Source organism: bacterium (genome assembly GCA_035527515.1).
In the GTDB taxonomy this organism is placed as follows: Bacteria; B130-G9; B130-G9; order B130-G9; family B130-G9; genus B130-G9.
In genome coordinates, this window is the sequence record DATLAJ010000020.1 from 1 (window position 1) to 17,859 (window position 17,859).

16 protein-coding genes and 1 tRNA gene are annotated in these 17,859 nt (G+C 55.6%); 9 read left to right on the plus strand and 8 right to left on the minus strand.

The window, feature by feature from the left end; translation table 11 throughout:
* From VM163_01120 to VM163_01150, 7 genes are all read right to left on the minus strand, one after another.
* The coding region (locus VM163_01120) for a hypothetical protein (protein HUT02478.1) at nucleotides 1-994 on the minus strand (994 nt) is incomplete at its 3' end.
* A gap of 25 nt (nucleotides 995-1,019) precedes the next feature.
* Complete coding sequence (gene lptB / locus VM163_01125) at nucleotides 1,020-1,733, minus strand: LPS export ABC transporter ATP-binding protein (protein ID HUT02479.1); 714 nt, start codon at nucleotides 1,731-1,733, stop codon at nucleotides 1,020-1,022.
* A 129-nt stretch (nucleotides 1,734-1,862) separates the two neighbouring features.
* Nucleotides 1,863-4,172, minus strand: coding sequence for an LptA/OstA family protein (locus VM163_01130; protein HUT02480.1), 2,310 nt, complete (start codon nucleotides 4,170-4,172; stop codon nucleotides 1,863-1,865).
* Complete coding sequence (locus tag VM163_01135) at nucleotides 4,156-4,626, minus strand: HIT domain-containing protein (GenBank protein HUT02481.1); 471 nt, start codon at nucleotides 4,624-4,626, stop codon at nucleotides 4,156-4,158. The genes VM163_01130 and VM163_01135 overlap by 17 nt, the downstream gene beginning before the upstream one ends.
* A 295-nt stretch (nucleotides 4,627-4,921) precedes the next feature.
* Nucleotides 4,922-5,212: a hypothetical protein gene (locus VM163_01140; protein HUT02482.1), complete on the minus strand. Its 291-nt coding sequence runs from the start codon at nucleotides 5,210-5,212 to the stop codon at nucleotides 4,922-4,924.
* A 210-nt stretch (nucleotides 5,213-5,422) separates the two neighbouring features.
* Nucleotides 5,423-8,083 carry a S1 RNA-binding domain-containing protein gene (locus VM163_01145; protein HUT02483.1) on the minus strand — a complete coding sequence of 887 codons (2,661 nt, stop codon included), beginning with the start codon at nucleotides 8,081-8,083 and terminating at the stop codon, nucleotides 5,423-5,425.
* A 45-nt stretch (nucleotides 8,084-8,128) separates the two neighbouring features.
* The gene (locus VM163_01150) at nucleotides 8,129-8,821 is read right to left on the minus strand and encodes a hypothetical protein (protein HUT02484.1); all 693 of its coding nucleotides are present in this window, start codon (nucleotides 8,819-8,821) and stop codon (nucleotides 8,129-8,131) included.
* Nucleotides 8,822-9,413: 592 nt separating this feature from the next.
* Here VM163_01150 and VM163_01155 point away from each other — a divergent pair.
* From VM163_01155 to VM163_01190, 8 genes are all read left to right on the plus strand, one after another.
* Nucleotides 9,414-9,929 (plus strand): nitroreductase family protein, encoded by a 516-nt coding sequence (locus VM163_01155; protein ID HUT02485.1) that lies wholly within the window; start codon nucleotides 9,414-9,416, stop codon nucleotides 9,927-9,929.
* A gap of 40 nt (nucleotides 9,930-9,969) precedes the next feature.
* Entirely contained in the window at nucleotides 9,970-12,549 is a 2,580-nt protein-coding gene (locus VM163_01160) for a hypothetical protein (protein ID HUT02486.1), read from the plus strand.
* 293 nt (nucleotides 12,550-12,842) lie between these two features.
* A complete protein-coding gene (locus VM163_01165) occupies nucleotides 12,843-13,172 on the plus strand; it encodes an FmdB family zinc ribbon protein (protein ID HUT02487.1) in 330 nt (109 codons plus the stop codon).
* A 22-nt stretch (nucleotides 13,173-13,194) separates the two neighbouring features.
* Nucleotides 13,195-14,292 carry a molecular chaperone DnaJ gene (dnaJ, locus tag VM163_01170; protein HUT02488.1) on the plus strand — a complete coding sequence of 366 codons (1,098 nt, stop codon included), beginning with the start codon at nucleotides 13,195-13,197 and terminating at the stop codon, nucleotides 14,290-14,292.
* A 43-nt stretch (nucleotides 14,293-14,335) separates the two neighbouring features.
* Complete coding sequence (gene grpE, locus VM163_01175; GenBank protein HUT02489.1) at nucleotides 14,336-14,890, plus strand: nucleotide exchange factor GrpE; 555 nt, start codon at nucleotides 14,336-14,338, stop codon at nucleotides 14,888-14,890.
* 16 nt (nucleotides 14,891-14,906) lie between these two features.
* Nucleotides 14,907-14,979, plus strand: a tRNA-Lys gene (locus tag VM163_01180).
* Between the two features lie 398 nt (nucleotides 14,980-15,377).
* On the plus strand, nucleotides 15,378-15,533 hold the full coding sequence (locus VM163_01185; GenBank protein ID HUT02490.1) for a DUF1508 domain-containing protein: 156 nt from the start codon (nucleotides 15,378-15,380) through the stop codon (nucleotides 15,531-15,533).
* Nucleotides 15,534-15,971: 438 nt separating this feature from the next.
* Nucleotides 15,972-16,325 carry a hypothetical protein gene (locus VM163_01190; GenBank protein ID HUT02491.1) on the plus strand — a complete coding sequence of 118 codons (354 nt, stop codon included), beginning with the start codon at nucleotides 15,972-15,974 and terminating at the stop codon, nucleotides 16,323-16,325.
* A gap of 186 nt (nucleotides 16,326-16,511) precedes the next feature.
* Here VM163_01190 and VM163_01195 read toward each other — a convergent pair whose 3' ends face one another.
* The gene (locus VM163_01195) at nucleotides 16,512-16,670 is read right to left on the minus strand and encodes a hypothetical protein (GenBank protein HUT02492.1); all 159 of its coding nucleotides are present in this window, start codon (nucleotides 16,668-16,670) and stop codon (nucleotides 16,512-16,514) included.
* A 412-nt stretch (nucleotides 16,671-17,082) separates the two neighbouring features.
* Between VM163_01195 and VM163_01200 the strand changes: the two genes are divergently transcribed.
* The gene (locus tag VM163_01200; GenBank protein HUT02493.1) at nucleotides 17,083-17,736 is read left to right on the plus strand and encodes a hypothetical protein; all 654 of its coding nucleotides are present in this window, start codon (nucleotides 17,083-17,085) and stop codon (nucleotides 17,734-17,736) included.
* Nucleotides 17,737-17,859 lie beyond the last annotated feature (123 nt).

Genomic DNA, 17,859 nt, shown 5'->3' on the forward strand with positions numbered 1-17,859 from the left:
GATCAACCCCAAGGCTCTCCTGATAGTTCCGGACGATCCTGAGTCTGGGCAGCTTCTGCTCGTTGAGGATAGGGACGAACCTTGAGCCATGTTTGACGACATAGACGTCCGGCACGACCGGGATGCCACTCTCAAGGTCGAAAGCGCTTCCTGGCCTCGGCTCCAGCGTCTCAATTAGCGAAACAATGCTCTTGAGCGTAGAGTCGCTAATCCTGAGTGCCTTTCGCAGCTCGGCGTACTTGTGACCCACTAGAAGGCCGAAATGCGCATCTATGGCTTTTTGAACCAAGGCCCATAGCCTCTTCGAGAATGGCGCCGTATCAGACAGAACCTCGTGCTCCGCAAATAGATTCCGCAGCTGTATCTTGAGGCACTCCCTGAGGTCTTTTGCCCCAACTCCCGGCGGATCAAACTCCTGAATGAGGCGGAGTATCTGCCTGACCTTCTCGACGTCAACTTTCGCGTTCCCTGCTATGAGCTTCAGCGGCACACGCAAAAACCCGTCAGAATCGATATTTCCGATTATCCGTTCTGCGATCTTGAAGTCATCTGCCGAAAGCCTGTCGAGGTGTAGCTGGTCCATGAGATGGTCGGCGAGATTCTCGCGTTTGAACAAGATCCGCTCATACACTGCCGGGTCCACGATGTCGCTGTCTCCGCGCCAGCGCTCGATTACGGGGACCCGGAACTCGTCCTCATCAGGGCCATCGTCGGACTTGCGCTTCAGAAGAAGAGACATCACCTCATCGAGCGATTCATCTTCGGGATCAGTGGTTGGGGTCGCATCCTCCTCTGGCGACTTCTCGAGGTCGGAAACCTCCTCTAACAGCGGATTCTCGGTCAGCTCCGCAAGTATCTTCTGCTCCAGCTCGAGGACGTTCATCTGCAACATCTCTAACGACTGGCGCATCTGAGGCGTAAGCACCAGCTTCTGCGTTAACCGCTGGTCAAGCCTCGCGGACAGCCTGTGCCTGTTGGAGAGGTCTTCAGCCAAAGCTCATTACCCTTTGAGCAACTTATTATAGATCGAAATTGTGTCCCAAGTATATCTTCCTAACCAAATCATCGTCGGCGATCGACTTTGGATCACCATCCCTAATTATCTTGCCACCATCGATTATAAATGCTCGATCAGTTATTTTCAACGTCTCCCTAACATTATGATCGGTTATCAAGACCCCAATCTTTAGAGAGCGAAGCTTACGCACTATCTCCTGAAGATCGATTATAGCAATTGGATCGATCCCTGCAAACGGCTCATCCAGCAGCATGAACGAAGGCGAGAGCGCAAGAGCGCGAACTATCTCCACACGTCTTCTCTCACCACCAGAAAGCGTGTAGCCCATAGAATCGCCCAACTCCTTGATGTCCAGAAGCGCCAGCAACTCATCTATCCGCTCCTCGACATCCCTTTTGGAGAGACGACGGCTCTCAAGGACGATCCTGATGTTGTCCTTGACTGAGAGCCGTTTGAATATCGAGGCCTCTTGAGGCAAGTACCCGATGCCCTTTCTCGCCCTAGCGAACACAGGAAGTCCCGTGATGTCCTCCTCACCGAGCAGCACGGTGCCTCCGTTAGGCTTCACCAGACCGACAATCATGTAAAACGTCGTTGTCTTGCCAGCACCGTTTGGCCCCAGCAGGCCAACTATCTCACCTCGCTTGACCTCAAGACCAACCCGGTCAACCACCGTCCGACCCTGGTATTGCTTCAACAGACCCACGCAGCGCAGGCAATCAGAGCCAGAGCCGCATCCGACTCCAGAAGAGCTCTTATTCCTCGTCGCGGATATCTCCTCTCCAACTTTCGCCGACTCAGCCTGCTTGACTTTCAAACGCGTCCCCCTACGGGAAACCTGCATTTATTGCCTATTGGGAACGAAAATAGTTGTCTTGATCTTGTTGTTTTCCTCGCCCTCAATCTCGTACTCTTGCTTGCCCAAATACAGCGTAACGACCTTTCCTCTCGTGATTATCTTCCCCAGCTCGAACACCTTCGGCATCCCGAGCAGCACGACTTTCTGTTCGTCGTCGTAGTATAAGGCCTTTTCGGCACGCAGGACCTTCGTCCCGTCCTGAACCCGCACGTTCCCCTCCGCCTCAAGCGTTCCTATCTGGCCAGCCACGGGGTCCCCTGACATCTTGATCGTGTCCGCTGAGAACACTGACTCGCCCTTCCGAAGAACGACCCCACCCGAATAAGAGCCCTGCATGGTCTTTTCATTGTAGTCAAGCCGGTCCGCACGAAGCTCGATCTTGCCAGGCTTGCGGAGCGACTCGCTCGCCAACAGCGACTCACTCTTATCGAGGCTGCCTTTCTTGCCCCCTGCACGGCCATTCCCCATCTTGAGTTCCTTCTGGTTGTAAAACACGCCACTGACGTTGTCGATGATGCTCAAATCTCCAGTCTTGAGCTGATAGAGCACCTTTCGCCCCTCTATTACATTGTCGCTATACCACACTTTCGGCTGCCGTGTGAGCTCGGCAACCTGGCTGGCCCCCTCGAGCACGAATTTGCCCCCAGTCGCGATCCGACCCTGAGCCTCGATCACCACGTCATCCCTGGCTACGAGCCAATCGAGCCCGGACATGCCGTCCAAGAAGGCCATGTCAAGCCTCTTGCAGCGGAGCGACCGATCCTGCCAGTGGACCGAGACATCGCCCGAACAATGGGCCTTGCCCGAGGCCACATTGACCGAAAGCTTGTCTGCGAGCAGCTCAGCTGGCCGAGACTCTGCCGGTTGAGAGCCATTATTGGACCTGTTCGGCGCCCACACGTTCGCCCTGACCGAGCCAGCGAAGTCCAGCGACTGTATCTTTAGGCCCTCTTCGTCTGAGCCCTTGATTCTGACCGCAAGAGCGCCGGCCCTGATCGAGTTATAGCCTGACACCATGTGGACATCCCCCTTGAAGAGCGCTAGCCGCTCGCCAAGGTCCGCCTCGAGTGCCTCCGCTGCGACTTTTAGACTTATTGAGGACGCAGAACTAGATATCCCTGGAAACTCGGCAAGCGACAGGACCACACCGTCCGAGGCGGAGAATACGTTCGGCACTTGTTTGTAGGTCATCTTGGCCGCGTTCAGCGTGCTACAGCCAAGATAGCGTGCGGCGGAGTGGAGCAAGTCGAACCTATCTCTAGTCGAGAGGAAGTATGCTTGGCCAGCCTCTCTTTGGCGACTCCGGTAGCTCGAGAACAGTGTCGGCCACGACATCGTCTCTCCCGGCAGAAGAGACCTGGGTCGGTTGGCGGTCATCAGCCGCGCGAAGCCGTGAATCAATAGCGGCTTGCCCTGAAGAACGAGGACATCATCGCGATACTCGGCCTTCTCACACCCAACCGCTCCGTCCTGCGATTTGATCACGACGTTGCCGCTCAGCTTGGCCCATTTGATCTCTCGAAGCTCATCCCCCCAGCCAAACAGAACTTTCTCGGCTATTATCTCGTCCTGCCCGGACCTGAGTATGACATCACCCACCAACTCAGCGGTCTTTGTCTTGGTGTGGACAAGCATCTGCTCAGCGCTGAGCGCAAAGCTATCCTTCAACGTGGCCCCAGCGCTCTCGGTATCTTTCTCGAGGAATCTCAGGAACTTCTGGGGCGAGGATTTAATCTCGAGGTGAACCACGGAAGGAAAGAGTATCTCGCAGGACGGAAGATTGACTGAGAACCCTCTCGTCTGGAAGTAAATCCCCTCCCCAGTCACAACCACTGGGCAGCGGCTCGATGCGGTCATCGTGGAGCGACTGAAGCTGACGTTATCGCACTTGAGTGTTAGCCCAGTTGAGAGCATCGCCATGACGTTACGCCGCAGTATCACGTTGTCTGAGTGGGGGTCGTAGATGCCCTCGTCCGCGCTGAACGAGATGTGCCGGCCCTTCTCTCCGAAGTAGGTGCTCGCCGGAAGCACCCCCTCAAGCGAGTACTCCTTCGTATCCATCTTGAGCGTCGCTTTGTTCGCCCATAGCTCGTAGATCGTTCTAGCACTCTCCGCGACCGTTTGTCGAAAGCCCTTGATCACGATTGCATCGCCCACACACCCCTCCGGCAATCCCACTGAAGCTGATGCGTGTTGCCTGGTTCTGTGGGACGAGAAGATGAAATAGGACAAAACGGCGACCAGGCAGATCACCGTCAAGGCAAGTGCTATCCGAAGCCTATGTCTTGCTGTCATTGTCGGCGCCGATTGCGGTGAATACTGGTTTCAGCTGCCGAAACGTGTCGGGGAGTGATTCGGGAATGACTCTCACCTCGGACACCGTGGTCATGAAATTGCTGTCCCCACTAAACCGTGGCACGATGTGAATGTGAACGTGGCCCAAAACCCCCGCACCTGCGCAGCGGCCGATGTTGATCCCTATGTTCAGTCCCTCGGGTCTGATGCTATTGGCTAGAACTATCTCGCAGAGCCTCACTGTCTTGAATACATCGAGAAGCTCCTCATCGTCGAGCTCCGTCAGAGAACCTGCATGCCGACTCGGCGCAACCATGAGGTGCCCGTTGTTATATGGATAGCGATTGAGGGCCACTATGCTCCGCGAGGTCCGGTGGACAACCAGCATTGCCTCGTCGCTCTGGGCTGCGACCATCTCACAGAAGATGCAGCTTTCTGACTTCTTATCTGACAAAATGTAATCAAGTCTCCAAGGAGCAAAAATAACCTGCATTCAACGATGCCTCAAACATAGTGGCAGAATCAGTCAAGTGATGGAGCCCAGCTACAGCAGCTCCTCGCATGTAAAACTCTTCAAGCAAGTGGCCGGTTCCCGTCCGGTTAGAGCGTTCGGCCTCGTTGACGTTGATTGTAGCCGTCCTGAACGGCGAAGGTCTCCTCTCTGAGGATGCATAGAGGAACCTGTGAGTGTCCTGTAGGCCCGCGAGCCACAATGGCCTGATATACGCGCCCAATTCGCAGATAAACGCTTAGACCCGCTCCAGCCAGTCTTTTTCGTCCTTGTCGGCCACTCCGCCCTCAACTATCGTGATCTCCTCAAGAAGGATCAGGACCTTGGGCGGATACGTGTAGCGGCTGTTCCAAAAATCGACCCCGTCGCACGCCTTGACGTCAACCAGCTCGACATCAACGTCCGTAACCTCCTTTACGGTACCACGATAGTTGGTTCCCTGTGTGGTGAAGATGCGGAGCTCCTCATCTACGCTCTCCCTGAGCTGCTTGACAATTTTCTCCGATTTTATGTCCGTGTGACTACGCATTAGCGTCCTTTTCGAGACTCCAAGTGCATCAATCTGTAGTTTGACCTACTGAACCTCTCAAAAAAACACTTCATGCTACAAGGTGTGGCGCCGTGCATCTCAACTCTCACGTTTCGCCACACATCCCGCGACTTCTCCCAGTTGTTTGAGCCGCCGCAGAAACACACTGGACGCCTACCGTGTTGCCCCGGCTAAACAACTCTACGCCCGCTACTCCTTCTTCTGCGCTTCGTCCCCTGGGTCTGGCCCGGGCAGCACTTCCGAATCGTCCGGTGTTGCCTGAACGACCGCCTCGTCTTCTGTCTCCTCTGGCGCCGTCTCTTTCATTGTCTCATCTACGGCCAGCGACTCAGCCGCATCAGGTTCCTCGACCTGCTCATCAATCTCTTCACTTGGCGCAGGCGACTCCTCATCCCCCTCGCCGACCTCGAGCGGCTGCTCCTCGGGCATTGGTGGCTCCACGGTCTCCAAACGCTCCTGCTCCTCAGGCATTGGTGGCTCCACGGTCTCCAAACGCTCCTGCTCCTCAGCCCCTGGCTCCTGTTGTGCTTCTTCGCTAGTGTCCAGCTCCCTCGGTTCCGGCGGCGATACATCTTCGGTAGGGACCGGTTCGACCTCTTGGGCTCGCTCCTGCGCTGCCTCTTGCTCCGGCGGCTCAAGAGCGGTCATGTCCTCGGGCTGCTCCTCCGTGGGCTGAGCGGTCTCGGCATCAACCTCCTCGGCCTGGGCAGCTTCCTCCGTGGGCTCCCCCGGTTCGGGCGCCGGCCTTGTCTCCTCAGTCAGCTCTTCTGCTGTGCTCTCTTCTGGCTTTTGCACATCTTGAGGCGCTGTTTCTTGAAGTGGGCTTTCCGGTTCTGTCTGTGAAAGTTCCGCCTCAGGCAATTTCGAAGGCGTTGTCCCATCTTTGGCAATCTCGTCGGAAGGGCTGGTTAGCTTCTCATCTTGGCTCTTTTTCGCATCCCTCTCCCGCTTCGCCTCCAACCGGGCGGCCTCTCGCTCCTGAGCTTTTCTAAGCTTCTCCATCATCCTCTGCTCCTGCTCCTCATCGAGGCATTCCCTGACGCTTAGGCTCAGACGATGGTCCTGCTGGCTCACCGAAAGTATCTTTACTTGGACCTCTTGATTCTGATCGAGAACCTGAGCTGGGTGACCGATTCGCTTGTTAGCTATCTCCGAAATGTGGACGAGGCCCTCAACCCCAGGACGGACCTCAACAAATGCGCCGAAGTCGAGGATGTTTATCACTTTGCCGGTGATAATCATGTCCGGCTTGAGTTCCTGCTCGATGCCTTCCCACGGGTCCACTTTGATCTGCTTGAGTCCCAGCGAGAGTTTATGAGCCTTCGGGTCGGAACCCAGAACCACGAGGTCCAGCGTGTCGCCCAGTTCGAGCATGTCCCCGGGATGGCGCATGTGCCTGCTCCAGGTGATGTTGCTTCTGTGTAAGAAGCCGACTATGTCCTCATCGATCTCCACCTTGGCGCCGATGTGGCTTATTTCACGCGCGATTCCTGTAACTCTCGACCCGTCTGGATACATCTCAGCAATCCGAAGCCATGGGTCCTCCGTCAACTGCTTGAGGCCCAATGATATCTTCCGCTCAGCGGCGTCAACCCGCAGAACCACGACATCAATCACATCCTCTTCGTTTATGACCTGTGAAGGGTGCTCGATGCGCTTGGTCCATGACATCTCGGACACGTGCAGCAAGCCCTGGATGCTCTCCTCAAGCTCCACAAACGCCCCATATTGCTTCAAACTCACAACATGACCCTTAACCCTTTTGCCCTCGTAATACCTCTCCTCAACGTGCTGCCATGGGTCAGGCGTCTTCTGCTTGTAGCCCAGTGAAACCTGGTTACGCTCCCTGTCGAAGCGAAGGATTATCACCTCCACCTCATCCCCAACATTGAAATACTGAGACGGATGCTCCGTCCGACCCCAAGAGATGTCGGTACGGTGAAGCAGACCGTCTATTCCACCAAGGTCTATAAAGACCCCCCAATCGGTTATGTTCTTGACTATGCCCTTGACTGTCCTGCCTTCCTGAAGCTTCGACAAAGTCGACTCGATGCGGTCCTGGAGGTCCGCCTCAAGAACCGCCCGCCGCGAAAGGACGATGTTCCTGTGCGTGCCTTGCACCTCAAGGTTGAGTATCTTCATCGGAAATGTCTTCCCAACGAACTCGTCCATGTCCCGAACGGGATGTAGGTCCAGCTGGGACCCAGGCAAGAAGGCCTTGATGCCCTTGAGGTCTACCGTATATCCCCCTCGTTTGCGGCTGACGATCGTTCCCTCTACAGGCTCATTGTTCTGAAAGCTCGCCTTGAGGTCGTCCCAGAACCTCAGCCGATCGGCGCGGCGCTTCGACAACATGACACGGCCGTCCTGGTTCTCAATTGCCTCGAGGACTACCTCTATCTCCTGACCTACCTGTGCCTGGACAGGAAACAGGGCATCCTCCAACTCACTGCGCGGTAGAATGCCCTCGGACTTGTACCCGATGTCGATAAGCACACTTGTATCGTCAACCTCGATAATACGCCCAGTAACAATGTTGCCTTCCTTAAGGTCCTTCATGCTCTCGTCATAAAGCTGTTCTAAGGCATCGCGGTCAAGCTCCGGCTCCCTCTCCAACTCGCCTAGACTCTCATCTGGGGGCTCATCCTCGTCCTCCATGAACAACTGCTCTGCCGTAAAGCCATGTGCCTTGCGTGACTCTGATTCGAGCTCCTCGGAGCTTGTGGCCTCAGATTCTTCGGGCCCTGAGTCACCCACAGCATCCGACGAATCCTCCAGACCACTTGAATCGTCCGAGACCTCGTCCGGACCTTCTTCTTGGTTAGGTTGCAGATCTTCCAAATCCACCATACGGTCAAAAACCTCCTGTTTATAGTAATCACATAACAGCCAAAACTAGCTGATGTGCCTTTTCTCCGAACCTCTCCCAGCCTGAGCCCGGACCCCAAGTAGGAACAACACAAGCCAGGCAATCATCGGCCAAACAAGATTCATCCTGTTGGCTATCAAAATGCCCCCAAACCTATGGCACATCGCCATAGCTCCCGCTACGAGGACGTAAGACCCTAACAGGGACGTGAACAGTATCATAGCATGTCGCATCAGCAATACCGAAAGTAATCCAACTATGACAAACGACGCAGCAGTCCAAAGCACCGAGGACCCCAAACCCAGTCGTTGGCAGAGGTAACTTGCAGAGACCGAGCCCAAGAACCCGCAGAAAACAAAGACCATTAGCTTCACAAATGGAACCGCAAGAATCCCCAGCAGAAGTGCCAGGACGACCGTGATCGCTACTGGAATCGCTGCCGACTGGATCGCGAACTTAGCGCTGATCCAGTCTCCGAAGAGGAAGCCAAGCGTCGCCCCCGCCAGAAGCCCGAACATCACGAGCGTGATCCTGTAGATTTTCCATCCTAGAAATAGAAGCAGAAGAGCGATGGCCATCGCGCCCAAGATTACGGGCACAGGCCTGTCAAAGAGCAGGTTGAAGGTTGAGAGAACGTCGCCAAACACCGCGGATAGGGCGGCCGCAACCTGATGAGCAATGCCCTGTTCAGCGGGCGCTATCGCCATGCCAGCTGGCATATTCTGTGCCTGGACTCCTGTCAAGAGTAGGGGAACCACTATTTTACTGCAAAATGTCATAACCGCTGCCAAACTTAACTCTTGCAGACTTCATTTGCAACTGCTCGCGGTGGTTTTTTGAGTCGCACCCGTTGGCTGATTCTGGGATTGTGGCGTCAAGCCGCCGCACTCCAAGAGGTCGCTCGCTGTTTTTGTCAATTTGATTTTTCAGGCGGTGCAAAATGGGAGTTTTCGTATTCTGCTTTCGAGTCGCTAGCTCGGGGTTTTCCTCTGGTTAGGCTTCGGGGTGCGGGCAATCCCCGACAGGGGATACCGTGGGTAGCCGTGCGTGCAACGCAACGGGAGGTTATCATAAGGAGCTTTCCTTATTACCGTCAGGCTGCGCCTGCGGCTACCCGTGGTGTGCCCTTTCGGGCAGAATCCCATGCGCCCCATCCCCGAGGCGGCCACAACATTCCCCTCTTCAATCTGATTATTCGGGTCATGCAGAGATCTTGATTTGCACGACGCACTGCGATAATGTTGTAGATGTCGTTGAGCCTCGAATCGGCAGTTAGCATGTAGGCCGAAATCAGATAAGGAGACTTCTGTTATGGACGTTTATGAGGCAATAAGAAAAAGAAGAAGCGTCAGGGCATATAGGCCAGACGCTATCGACAGGAAGATTCTCTTAAGAGTGCTCGATGCGGCGAGGCTCGCCCCCTCGGCAAACAACCGCCAGGAGTGGCGTTTCGTTGTCGTTACCGACCACGACAGGCGCCAGCGCATGATGCAAGCAGCCAACAACCAGGGTTTCCTGGGCGAGGCGCCCGTGGTTATCGCGTGCTGTGCCAAGACTGATGAACGGCTGATGCGATGTGGGCAGCTGGCGTATTCAATAGACGTTGCGATCGCCATAGACCACATGACCCTCGCTGCGACCGCTGAGGGTTTGGGGACCTGTTGGGTCGGCTCCTTTTACGAGGACAAGGTTAAGGAGGTGTTAGGCATTCCTAACGATGTCCGCGTTGTGCAGCTTCTGACCATGGGCTATCCTGCCGACTCGCCAAGACCCAAGAGCAGGCTTTCGCTTGACGAGACCGTCTGCTGGGAGGCCTGGAAGCTGTAGAGGGGCACAGGTTCGAGCCGCTCAGAGCGGGAGGACGAGAGTGCAGGACGGACGAGGCGCATCGAGGGCGCAGGCGGTGAGAGCGCTCAAGGCGCTTGTTGGTTTGGCCTCGGTATCGGCTATCATCGCGCTCGTGATATGGTCATCGGCCATTCTTACGCGTTTTCTGTCGCCGCTTTCATACGAGGTAGAGGAGTTAAGCCAGCCGCTGCTCTCATATCGTATGCTGCCAGAGCCGTTTGTTTTGAGCATAAACCGGCAGTTCTCAAAACGGCTGGAAAGGCTCGCCCGCGGCAGATACGAGCTAAGCGTTGCGTGCTCAGTTGATGGTCAGGGCCAAGGTATCCTGCTTGCTTTTATCGATGGCCTGAAGGTGGGCGAAGTGCGCGCCTCGAGCAGCTCGAGTCGAGTCTTCACTTGCCCGGTTAACGTGTCGGCGTCGGCCATCGAGCTCGGCCTTAAGTTCGAGCCTGGGGGAGTATGCTCTCTCCAAGTCGAGCAGATAGAGCTCAGGAGAACAGTCCCTCTTGTTTACAGGGAGGTTACGGATAGATACGGCCTCCCAGGTGGTCGGCGGATAGATCCCCAGAACCCGCTGGCAATCCATCTCGAGGTCCCGCACGACGCATACGGGCTCCTCGTCCGGGCAAAGGCCGATCAGCTCTCCTCTGAGCCTCCCAAGATTGCTGTGTCAGCCAACGGGGAAACTCTTGGCTCGCACACGGTCTATTGGGTCAAGTGGTCAGATTACATGTTTGGTCTGCGAGGACTTGGGGGCAAAGCCGCAGAGCTTTCGATTCGTGTGGCAAACGCAGATGGCGTGGCAATCATAGACCGTATCACCATACTTCAGCGGCGCAGAGCCAGGGCGTATTCTCTGAACGTGCTTGGCACTTTTCTCGAGGCGTGCTCCGCACAGCGCGCGGCTGCCAAGTGCTATCTTGCATCGCTGAGATTCTATCCTGAGAACTGGCAAGCCAAGAACAACCTGCTCAGGGCACTTCTGCGGCTGGACATGCCAGACGAGGCGGCTGTCCTGTTGCACCTGTTTCGTGATTTCAAGCCGCAGTTTTATGATTCGCAGGTTCGGGCAGAGCAGGTCTCGAGCGCCGCCTCGACCCTTGTGGCTTACGGCGCCGCAGACCGAGCGGAGGCGCTCGTTGACCGGTACTTCCGGACATACGAGCTGACAGCGACCCGGTCTCTGCTGCGTCGGCTTGTCAAGAAGGCCCATGAGATGCAGAAGACGACGATGGTCTCGGCGCGATCATGGACGCTGATACCAGCGAGCGCGCTTTCGGTTGGCATTGTTCCTGCGCTTTCCGAGGGCAGAGAGAGCAGCGTGATCGAGGAGGCGCTCTCCGGCCGCCGGGACACGAACGTGCTATTGCGGCGAAGGCAGGAAACTCACCTGCTCGACCAGGTTTATGATGTCCCGAGCGGGATTCTCTCGCCCAATTCCGTCCTGGCCGACCCGTGCAACGCTCAGAATCTGCTGTCAGGCTGGGACGAGCCAGGGGACGCCCGTATCGTGTGGGGGAGAGGCGCCGAATCGGTGCTCGCGGTTAGCGTTGAGAAGCCCAACGATGTGCTCCTGACGTTCAGAGCCAAGCCGCGCTTCGTCTATAATCTCCTCCCAAGAATGGTCGTCTCCTTCAACGGCAAGCGTCTTCGCGAGATAACGCTTCTGCCCGGATGGCACGAGTATCAGACGTTCGTGCCTGCCGAGCTGCAGAGAACAGGCCAAAACAGGCTCTCGCTGAGTTACATCTACTTCGGGCCTGATACCAGGGGCGAGAGCGGGCAAACCGACCGAAAGGTCGCCTTTCATTATACTGAGTGGTGGCCGACCGACGAGCGCTTCAAGGACAGGTTCATCTACGAGACCGGCACGATGGTGGGGGACCACCGGTTCAATATCGATGGGGACGTCCGCCAGACGCTATTTGTGCACCCCCCGCGGGCCATTTTCTATCCGACCGTGATATGGCCTGACACTACGCTCTCCTTTGGGCTTGGGATATCTGAGAAGATCTGGGACAGAGGCGGAGACGGCGCTCTGTTTAAGATCCTCTTTTATCCGCAAACCCGAGGCGATGAGAATGCACAGCCGGTCGTTCTCTTGGACCGGTTTCTCAATGCGTGCGGCAACCCAGACGATCGGCACTGGTTCGACTACGAGCTCGACCTGGGCAAATGCGGCGCCACGGTCGGCACGCTAGCTTTTGAGACGCTTCCGGGCAGAAACGGCGACTTCTGGTACGACTGGTCAGGCCTTTCTGACCCAACAACTCGAGAGACAGTGGAATATATCGATCTATCCCGCAAGTCGTGTAGTGCGTCGATCAGGTGCGAAGGCGGGGAGTATAGCATCGCGGTGTTGGCGAAGGGCTCACCCGTCGATGTGTTCCCGCCGTGGGTTGGCGTCATGATAGATGGGCACTACGTCCAGACGTTGCTCATCAAGCACCCTGAGTGGGCGCCCTACTACCTCACGGTGAAGCTCCTTGCCGGCCAACATAGGCTCACTCTCTACTTCGCCAACGAGACCGACCTTGCCCAGTCCTGGAAGCCGATGCGATTGCTGATCGGCGGCGTGGGACTGAAACGCGCCTCGTAGGTTTTCGGCCGTCCGATTGCCGTATCTGTCAATCATCCGGGTTAACTCAGCATTACTTGCTGTGTCGGAAAGCATGTGCGCCGGGGGAGAGCGGCGTCAGGAACACAATCTGGCGTGCTTCTGTTAATGATGCGGAGAATGTAGAGCTGTCGGGGCAATTTGGGGGGGCTCGCAACTGTTGACAGAAGGCGAGTCTGGTTCTATATTGGATATGGGGTGAGAAGTCCGACTGAGCTACAGTTGAATATCTCACTACGCGTTTTTGAGATATGTATAATGGCTGGGAGTGACTGATGCCTCTTTACGAATATAAGTGCGAGAATTGCGGGAATCACATCGAGGTTCTTCATGATGTGGATGAGAAAGGGCCGGAGCGTTGTGCTAAGTGTGGGGGCAAGCTCAAACGCCTAATAGGGGCTCCGGGCCTGATATTCAAGGGGCCTGGTTTTTACGTGAACGATTATGGGCGCAACAGCGGGGCTGGCGGCAAGCCCACCGGCAAGGGCGGAGGAGTCACTGAGAGCCACGACAGTTCCAAGGAGCGCGATTCAGCAGACAAGAGCGAGCCCGCCGCCAAGCCCGCGCCGGACACAGGCGCGCATGCTGCCTCGTCCGGTCATTGACTTTAGGCGTTGACGGTCTTTGATGAGTAAGAGGTGCTATTACGAGGTCCTTGGCATAGCAAGGACCGCCGCTCCAGACAAGCTGAAGAAGGTTTACCGGCGTCTTGCTCTGAAGTATCATCCAGACCGATGCCCCGATGACCCTGAGGCAGAGGCTCGATTCAAGGAGGCTTCTGAGGCATACCAAGTCCTGATCAATCCTGAGAAGCGCAGCATCTATGACAGGTTTGGCCACGCAGGGCTTCAGAACTCTGGGTACCGTGGTTTCACCAGTGCGAGCGACATCTTCTCGAGTTTCAGTGATATTTTTGATGACTTCTTCGGCTTTGGTTCGAGGAGGCGTTCTGTGCCCCGGGGCGAGGACGCTCGATTCGACCTGGACATATCTTTCAAGGACGCCGTCTTTGGTAAGGCCCAAGAGATGGAGGTTACCAGGCTAATCGTTTGTCCGTCTTGCGGCGGCTCTGGTGCGGAGTCTGCGGCCGACGTTGTAACGTGTCCGACGTGCCGGGGCAGAGGCACATTGCTCTCTGGACTTGGGTTTGTGCAGATTAGTTCCACCTGTCCGCGGTGCGGAGGGGCTGGGAGGATTGTGAAGTCTAGGTGCCGAGTTTGCAGGGGGAAGAGGCTCGTCAAGAAGAAGGCGAAACTGCACGTTGACATCCCATCAGGTGTCGAAACTGGCAACTACATAACGCTGAAAGGGAAGGGGCACGATGTGCCTGGCGGGGTGCCCGGGGACCTGCATGTTGTGTTCCACGTATTGGCGCATGACTTCTTCGAGAGACGAGATAACGATATTGTGTGTGAGGCGCCGATCTCATTTGTTCAAGCAGTGCTGGGGACGACGATAGAGGTCCCGACCCTGCGGGGGTCCAGAAGGCTGACTGTGGCTCCGGGCACGCAGACGGGAACAGTGTTGCGCATCGAGGGCGAGGGTGTGCCTGGGAGCGGTTTTTATTCTGGAGGGGACATGCTGGTTAAACTGGCGGTTAAGACCCCCACGAAGCTGACGGCGGAGCAAGAGGCTCTGCTCAAGGAGTTTGCGAGAGTTTCGGGTGAGGATGTGTCTGACCATAGGACAGGCGCCTTTCAGCGCATCGCTGAGAAGATATTTTGATCTGTGATCATTGCCTATACTTGATCTAAGACATGGCAGGGAAATGAAGCAAAAAGACGTGGACTGTCACGATGAGTCGGAGAGCAATGATCAGTCTCTCAAGGCTGACAAGCGCCGAACGAGCATTTACAAAGAAGAGCTCCAAGAACTGAGAGAAAAGGCCGCGAAGGCAGATGAATACCTTGAAGACCTCCGGCGCCTGAAGGCCGAGTTTGATAACTTCAGGAAGCGCTGGGCCAAGGAGAGACAGGCGATCGCCCACTACGGTGAGGAGGAGCTGATCGGGGAACTTCTTACCACCATCGACAACTTCGAGCGGGCTATTGCGGCGGCGAAAGAGGCTGGGCAGGATGGCCCGCTTTTAGAAGGGGTCGTACTGGTCCACGACCAGATGATCGATATCCTCAGAAGTCGCGGGCTACAGCGCATCAGTAGCACTGGCACGGAGTTCGACCCCAATTTCCATGAGGCGGTCAGTCAAGAGATAACTGATGAGGTGCCGGACAACCACGTCATTGGCGAGGTCCAGCCGGGCTACAAGTTCCGCGACCGGCTTTTGAGGCCCGCTAAGGTTCGGGTTGCAAAAACGGCGCATTGAGATAAAAGAAGCCCATGGGCCGTTAGCTCAGTAGGTAGAGCATCTGCCTTTTAAGCAGAGGGTCGCAGGTTCGAATCCTGCACGGCTCATAGCCCTTTAGCCGCCCTCCCGGCGATTCCGACCGCAGAAGCCGCCCAATACCATTTTGCCCTATATTGCCTGATTCTGATTGACCTTACCATATACAAATGACACAACAATGACACAGCTTCGGACGTTGAGATTCGGCGACCAAGGCCTTACACAAGTGCAGTGTTGAGTGAGTTGATCAAGGCTGATTGGGCCGGTTCCGTTGTTGTCACATTGACACTTTGTATGCCAGTAGGTGGGACACGTTCTTCCGCATGGCATCGACCGGCAGATAACTCCATTGAAACAGCCTGTTAATACGCTGATCGCAGAGACACGTCTTGACAAACAGCGTGCAAGAGCGTCTATTCTGAAACGACCGATAATGTGACTCTCTTGACAAAGGAGGTGAATAGGAATGGCTGATAAATGGGAATTCTACCAAGATGCACGAGGCGAGTGGCGTTGGCGGCGTATTGCCCCGAACGGGAGGATTGTTGGTGCTTCTGCAGAGGGCTATAAGAACAAAGCCGATTGCGTGGCGAATGCCCGCCGGAATGGGTACGAAGGATAATCAGCCAAGTCTCTGGCGAAGAGGCCGATGTTGGCTCGTTATCGGGTGAGACTACCGTTGCTTGTTGAAGCGGTTCTACATCCCCACGTAGTTTTGCGGTTTGATTCGTCGCTTGCTCGCTTCAATAGGCCATTCAATTCACCTACGTCCCGTCCTCACGTGACACACAACCGGTTCAAGCACTAGATCGGACGTTGTTTCCTGCTCGGCAAGGTTCGTTTGAGTGTTACTTACACGTCCTATACGTGGAGAATCGCACACAGCGCAGCGTACAACGGCGCAAACGTGAGCAACAAGGTGAGTTCTCGGAATGCACCAATCGCCTATTCCGACCTCCGATCCGGAATACATGTCTGGACGTTGCAGAACAACCGTTCGGAGCATATAGTAGTAGATGGAGTGATTTGTAATTACATAACAACATTTGGAGGACGCCTAATGGGCGCACATGAGGTGAAGCAGAAGAAGACTGAGGAACTAATTACGGTGTGGGAAAAACTGAAGACAGAAAACGGCTCTTCCCCGACCTCTGAACGCCCAGAGTTCAGGGAGCTACATGACTATACAGTCTTGATCACGGACAGGATGTTTGGCAAGAAAGCTCAGCCGCCCGATATTTCTGGAGCGAAGACGGTCGCGGAAGCAGCTGAATTGCACATATCAAAGCTTAAAGCGTTGAAGAGATTTCTTGAGGCCGAAGCGGAGATTGAGAAGGCCGAAGAACCGGAGTCCATTATTCAAGTAGCGGAAATCGAGGAACCTAAATGGATTAAGGACCTTTTCGACCGTTGACGGATTCAAACATTTGCGCTAGGCGTCATCCCAGACTTGGATAGTAGCTCCCCTTGGCGTGGAACGGTTGCCATTCGTGCAGCGCAGTTAGGGTATATCTTTACACCAACGTCAGGTCCGGTGCCCCAACTTCTGTACAAGACGGTTGTCATCTTGTTGCTCCCTCGCGGATGCTAGTGCGAAGGCCTATTGCTCTTCCTGTCGTTCGTGGTCTTCGAACTCAACTTCGGCCCAATCATAAATCAGGCCCCTCACGTCAATCGCTGGTTCGTCCTTTTGTAATTCCCGAACCTTCTCGTAAATCTGCTCCAGCGCTTCGATTTCATCGAGACCATCTGCTTCCATCGTGCCTTCCGTGAGAAGACGTAGTAGGCCACTATTACACGCCCACCAGTCAATCTGAGCCTTGGTAGGATTCGCTGGTGGCACCTCAGACACTTTCTCGTGTCCCTCACTGCTCCTTGCTCCGCACGTCAAAATGCTCTTGACAGGTCTTCCCGTGTTTGCTCAAGTAAACCTAGACCACTCGGGAGCCAAAGGATCTTGACAGAACAATGACTGCCCATGGCGGCTTGCTCATATTCCGTGTCCTAATCCGTGGTCGGCTTCCGAATTCGCCGTCTCGGCCGTTGCAATTGGACCAAGATACCAAACAGGGATTCGTCGCGCGGCGGACCCCCATTTGCAGCGCGGCGCATTCGCTTGAACATGGAGCCCTTCAGGCGCACGTAGTATTGATTGCTGTATCATTTCAAGTATGAAGCACATTTCGGACGAAGCACGCCATAAAGCCAAGTCGCTTGCGAGCTACATTCGCTCGCTGCCTGATTTCGCGGTCGATGAATCGCTGGCGCAGACCCACGACCACATCGGTGCGATCATCGTGGATGCCATACTTCAGTCAGGCATGAACTACGAGGCGATCGTTCGACCTCGCGTCGATTCGCTGAGGGAGGAATATCCCGAGGCGCGGACGACGAGCGGGTTCCTTGCCCTTGCCGATGCAGTCGGCCTGAGGACACTGATACGCTGGAATGGGAAGGTGAAGATCGAGCGGATTCTCGGGGCTGCGTACTTCCTGCACAACGAGGGGATCGAGACACGGGATAGCCTGAGAATCTGGCTTGAGCAAGCAGCCAACGTTGACCGGCTGAGGCAGTTGCCCGGCATAGGCAACATGACCGCCGATTACTTCAAGATGCTCGCTGGCATCGAGACCATCGCTCCTGACGGCCTGATCCTGCGTTTTGTGAAGCGGGCCGGTGTTAGGCCGGGCTCGTATTCTGAGTCGCGTGACATGCTCGAGGCATTGGCGAGGCGACTTTCCGTGAGCCCGATAGCGCTTGGCTTTTCCATTTGGCAATACATGGCGGGCACCCGCAAGTCTCAGGGCGCGTCACCTAGCCGATAAGGAGATGCCTCGGTTAGCGCTGGGGCTATCTGACAGTGCATCGATAGTAACCCGATTAATCACACCCGTATTCTAGAGGCTGTCCCATAAGTCGGCTCATGGAGATTTTGCTGTCCTCCCGTG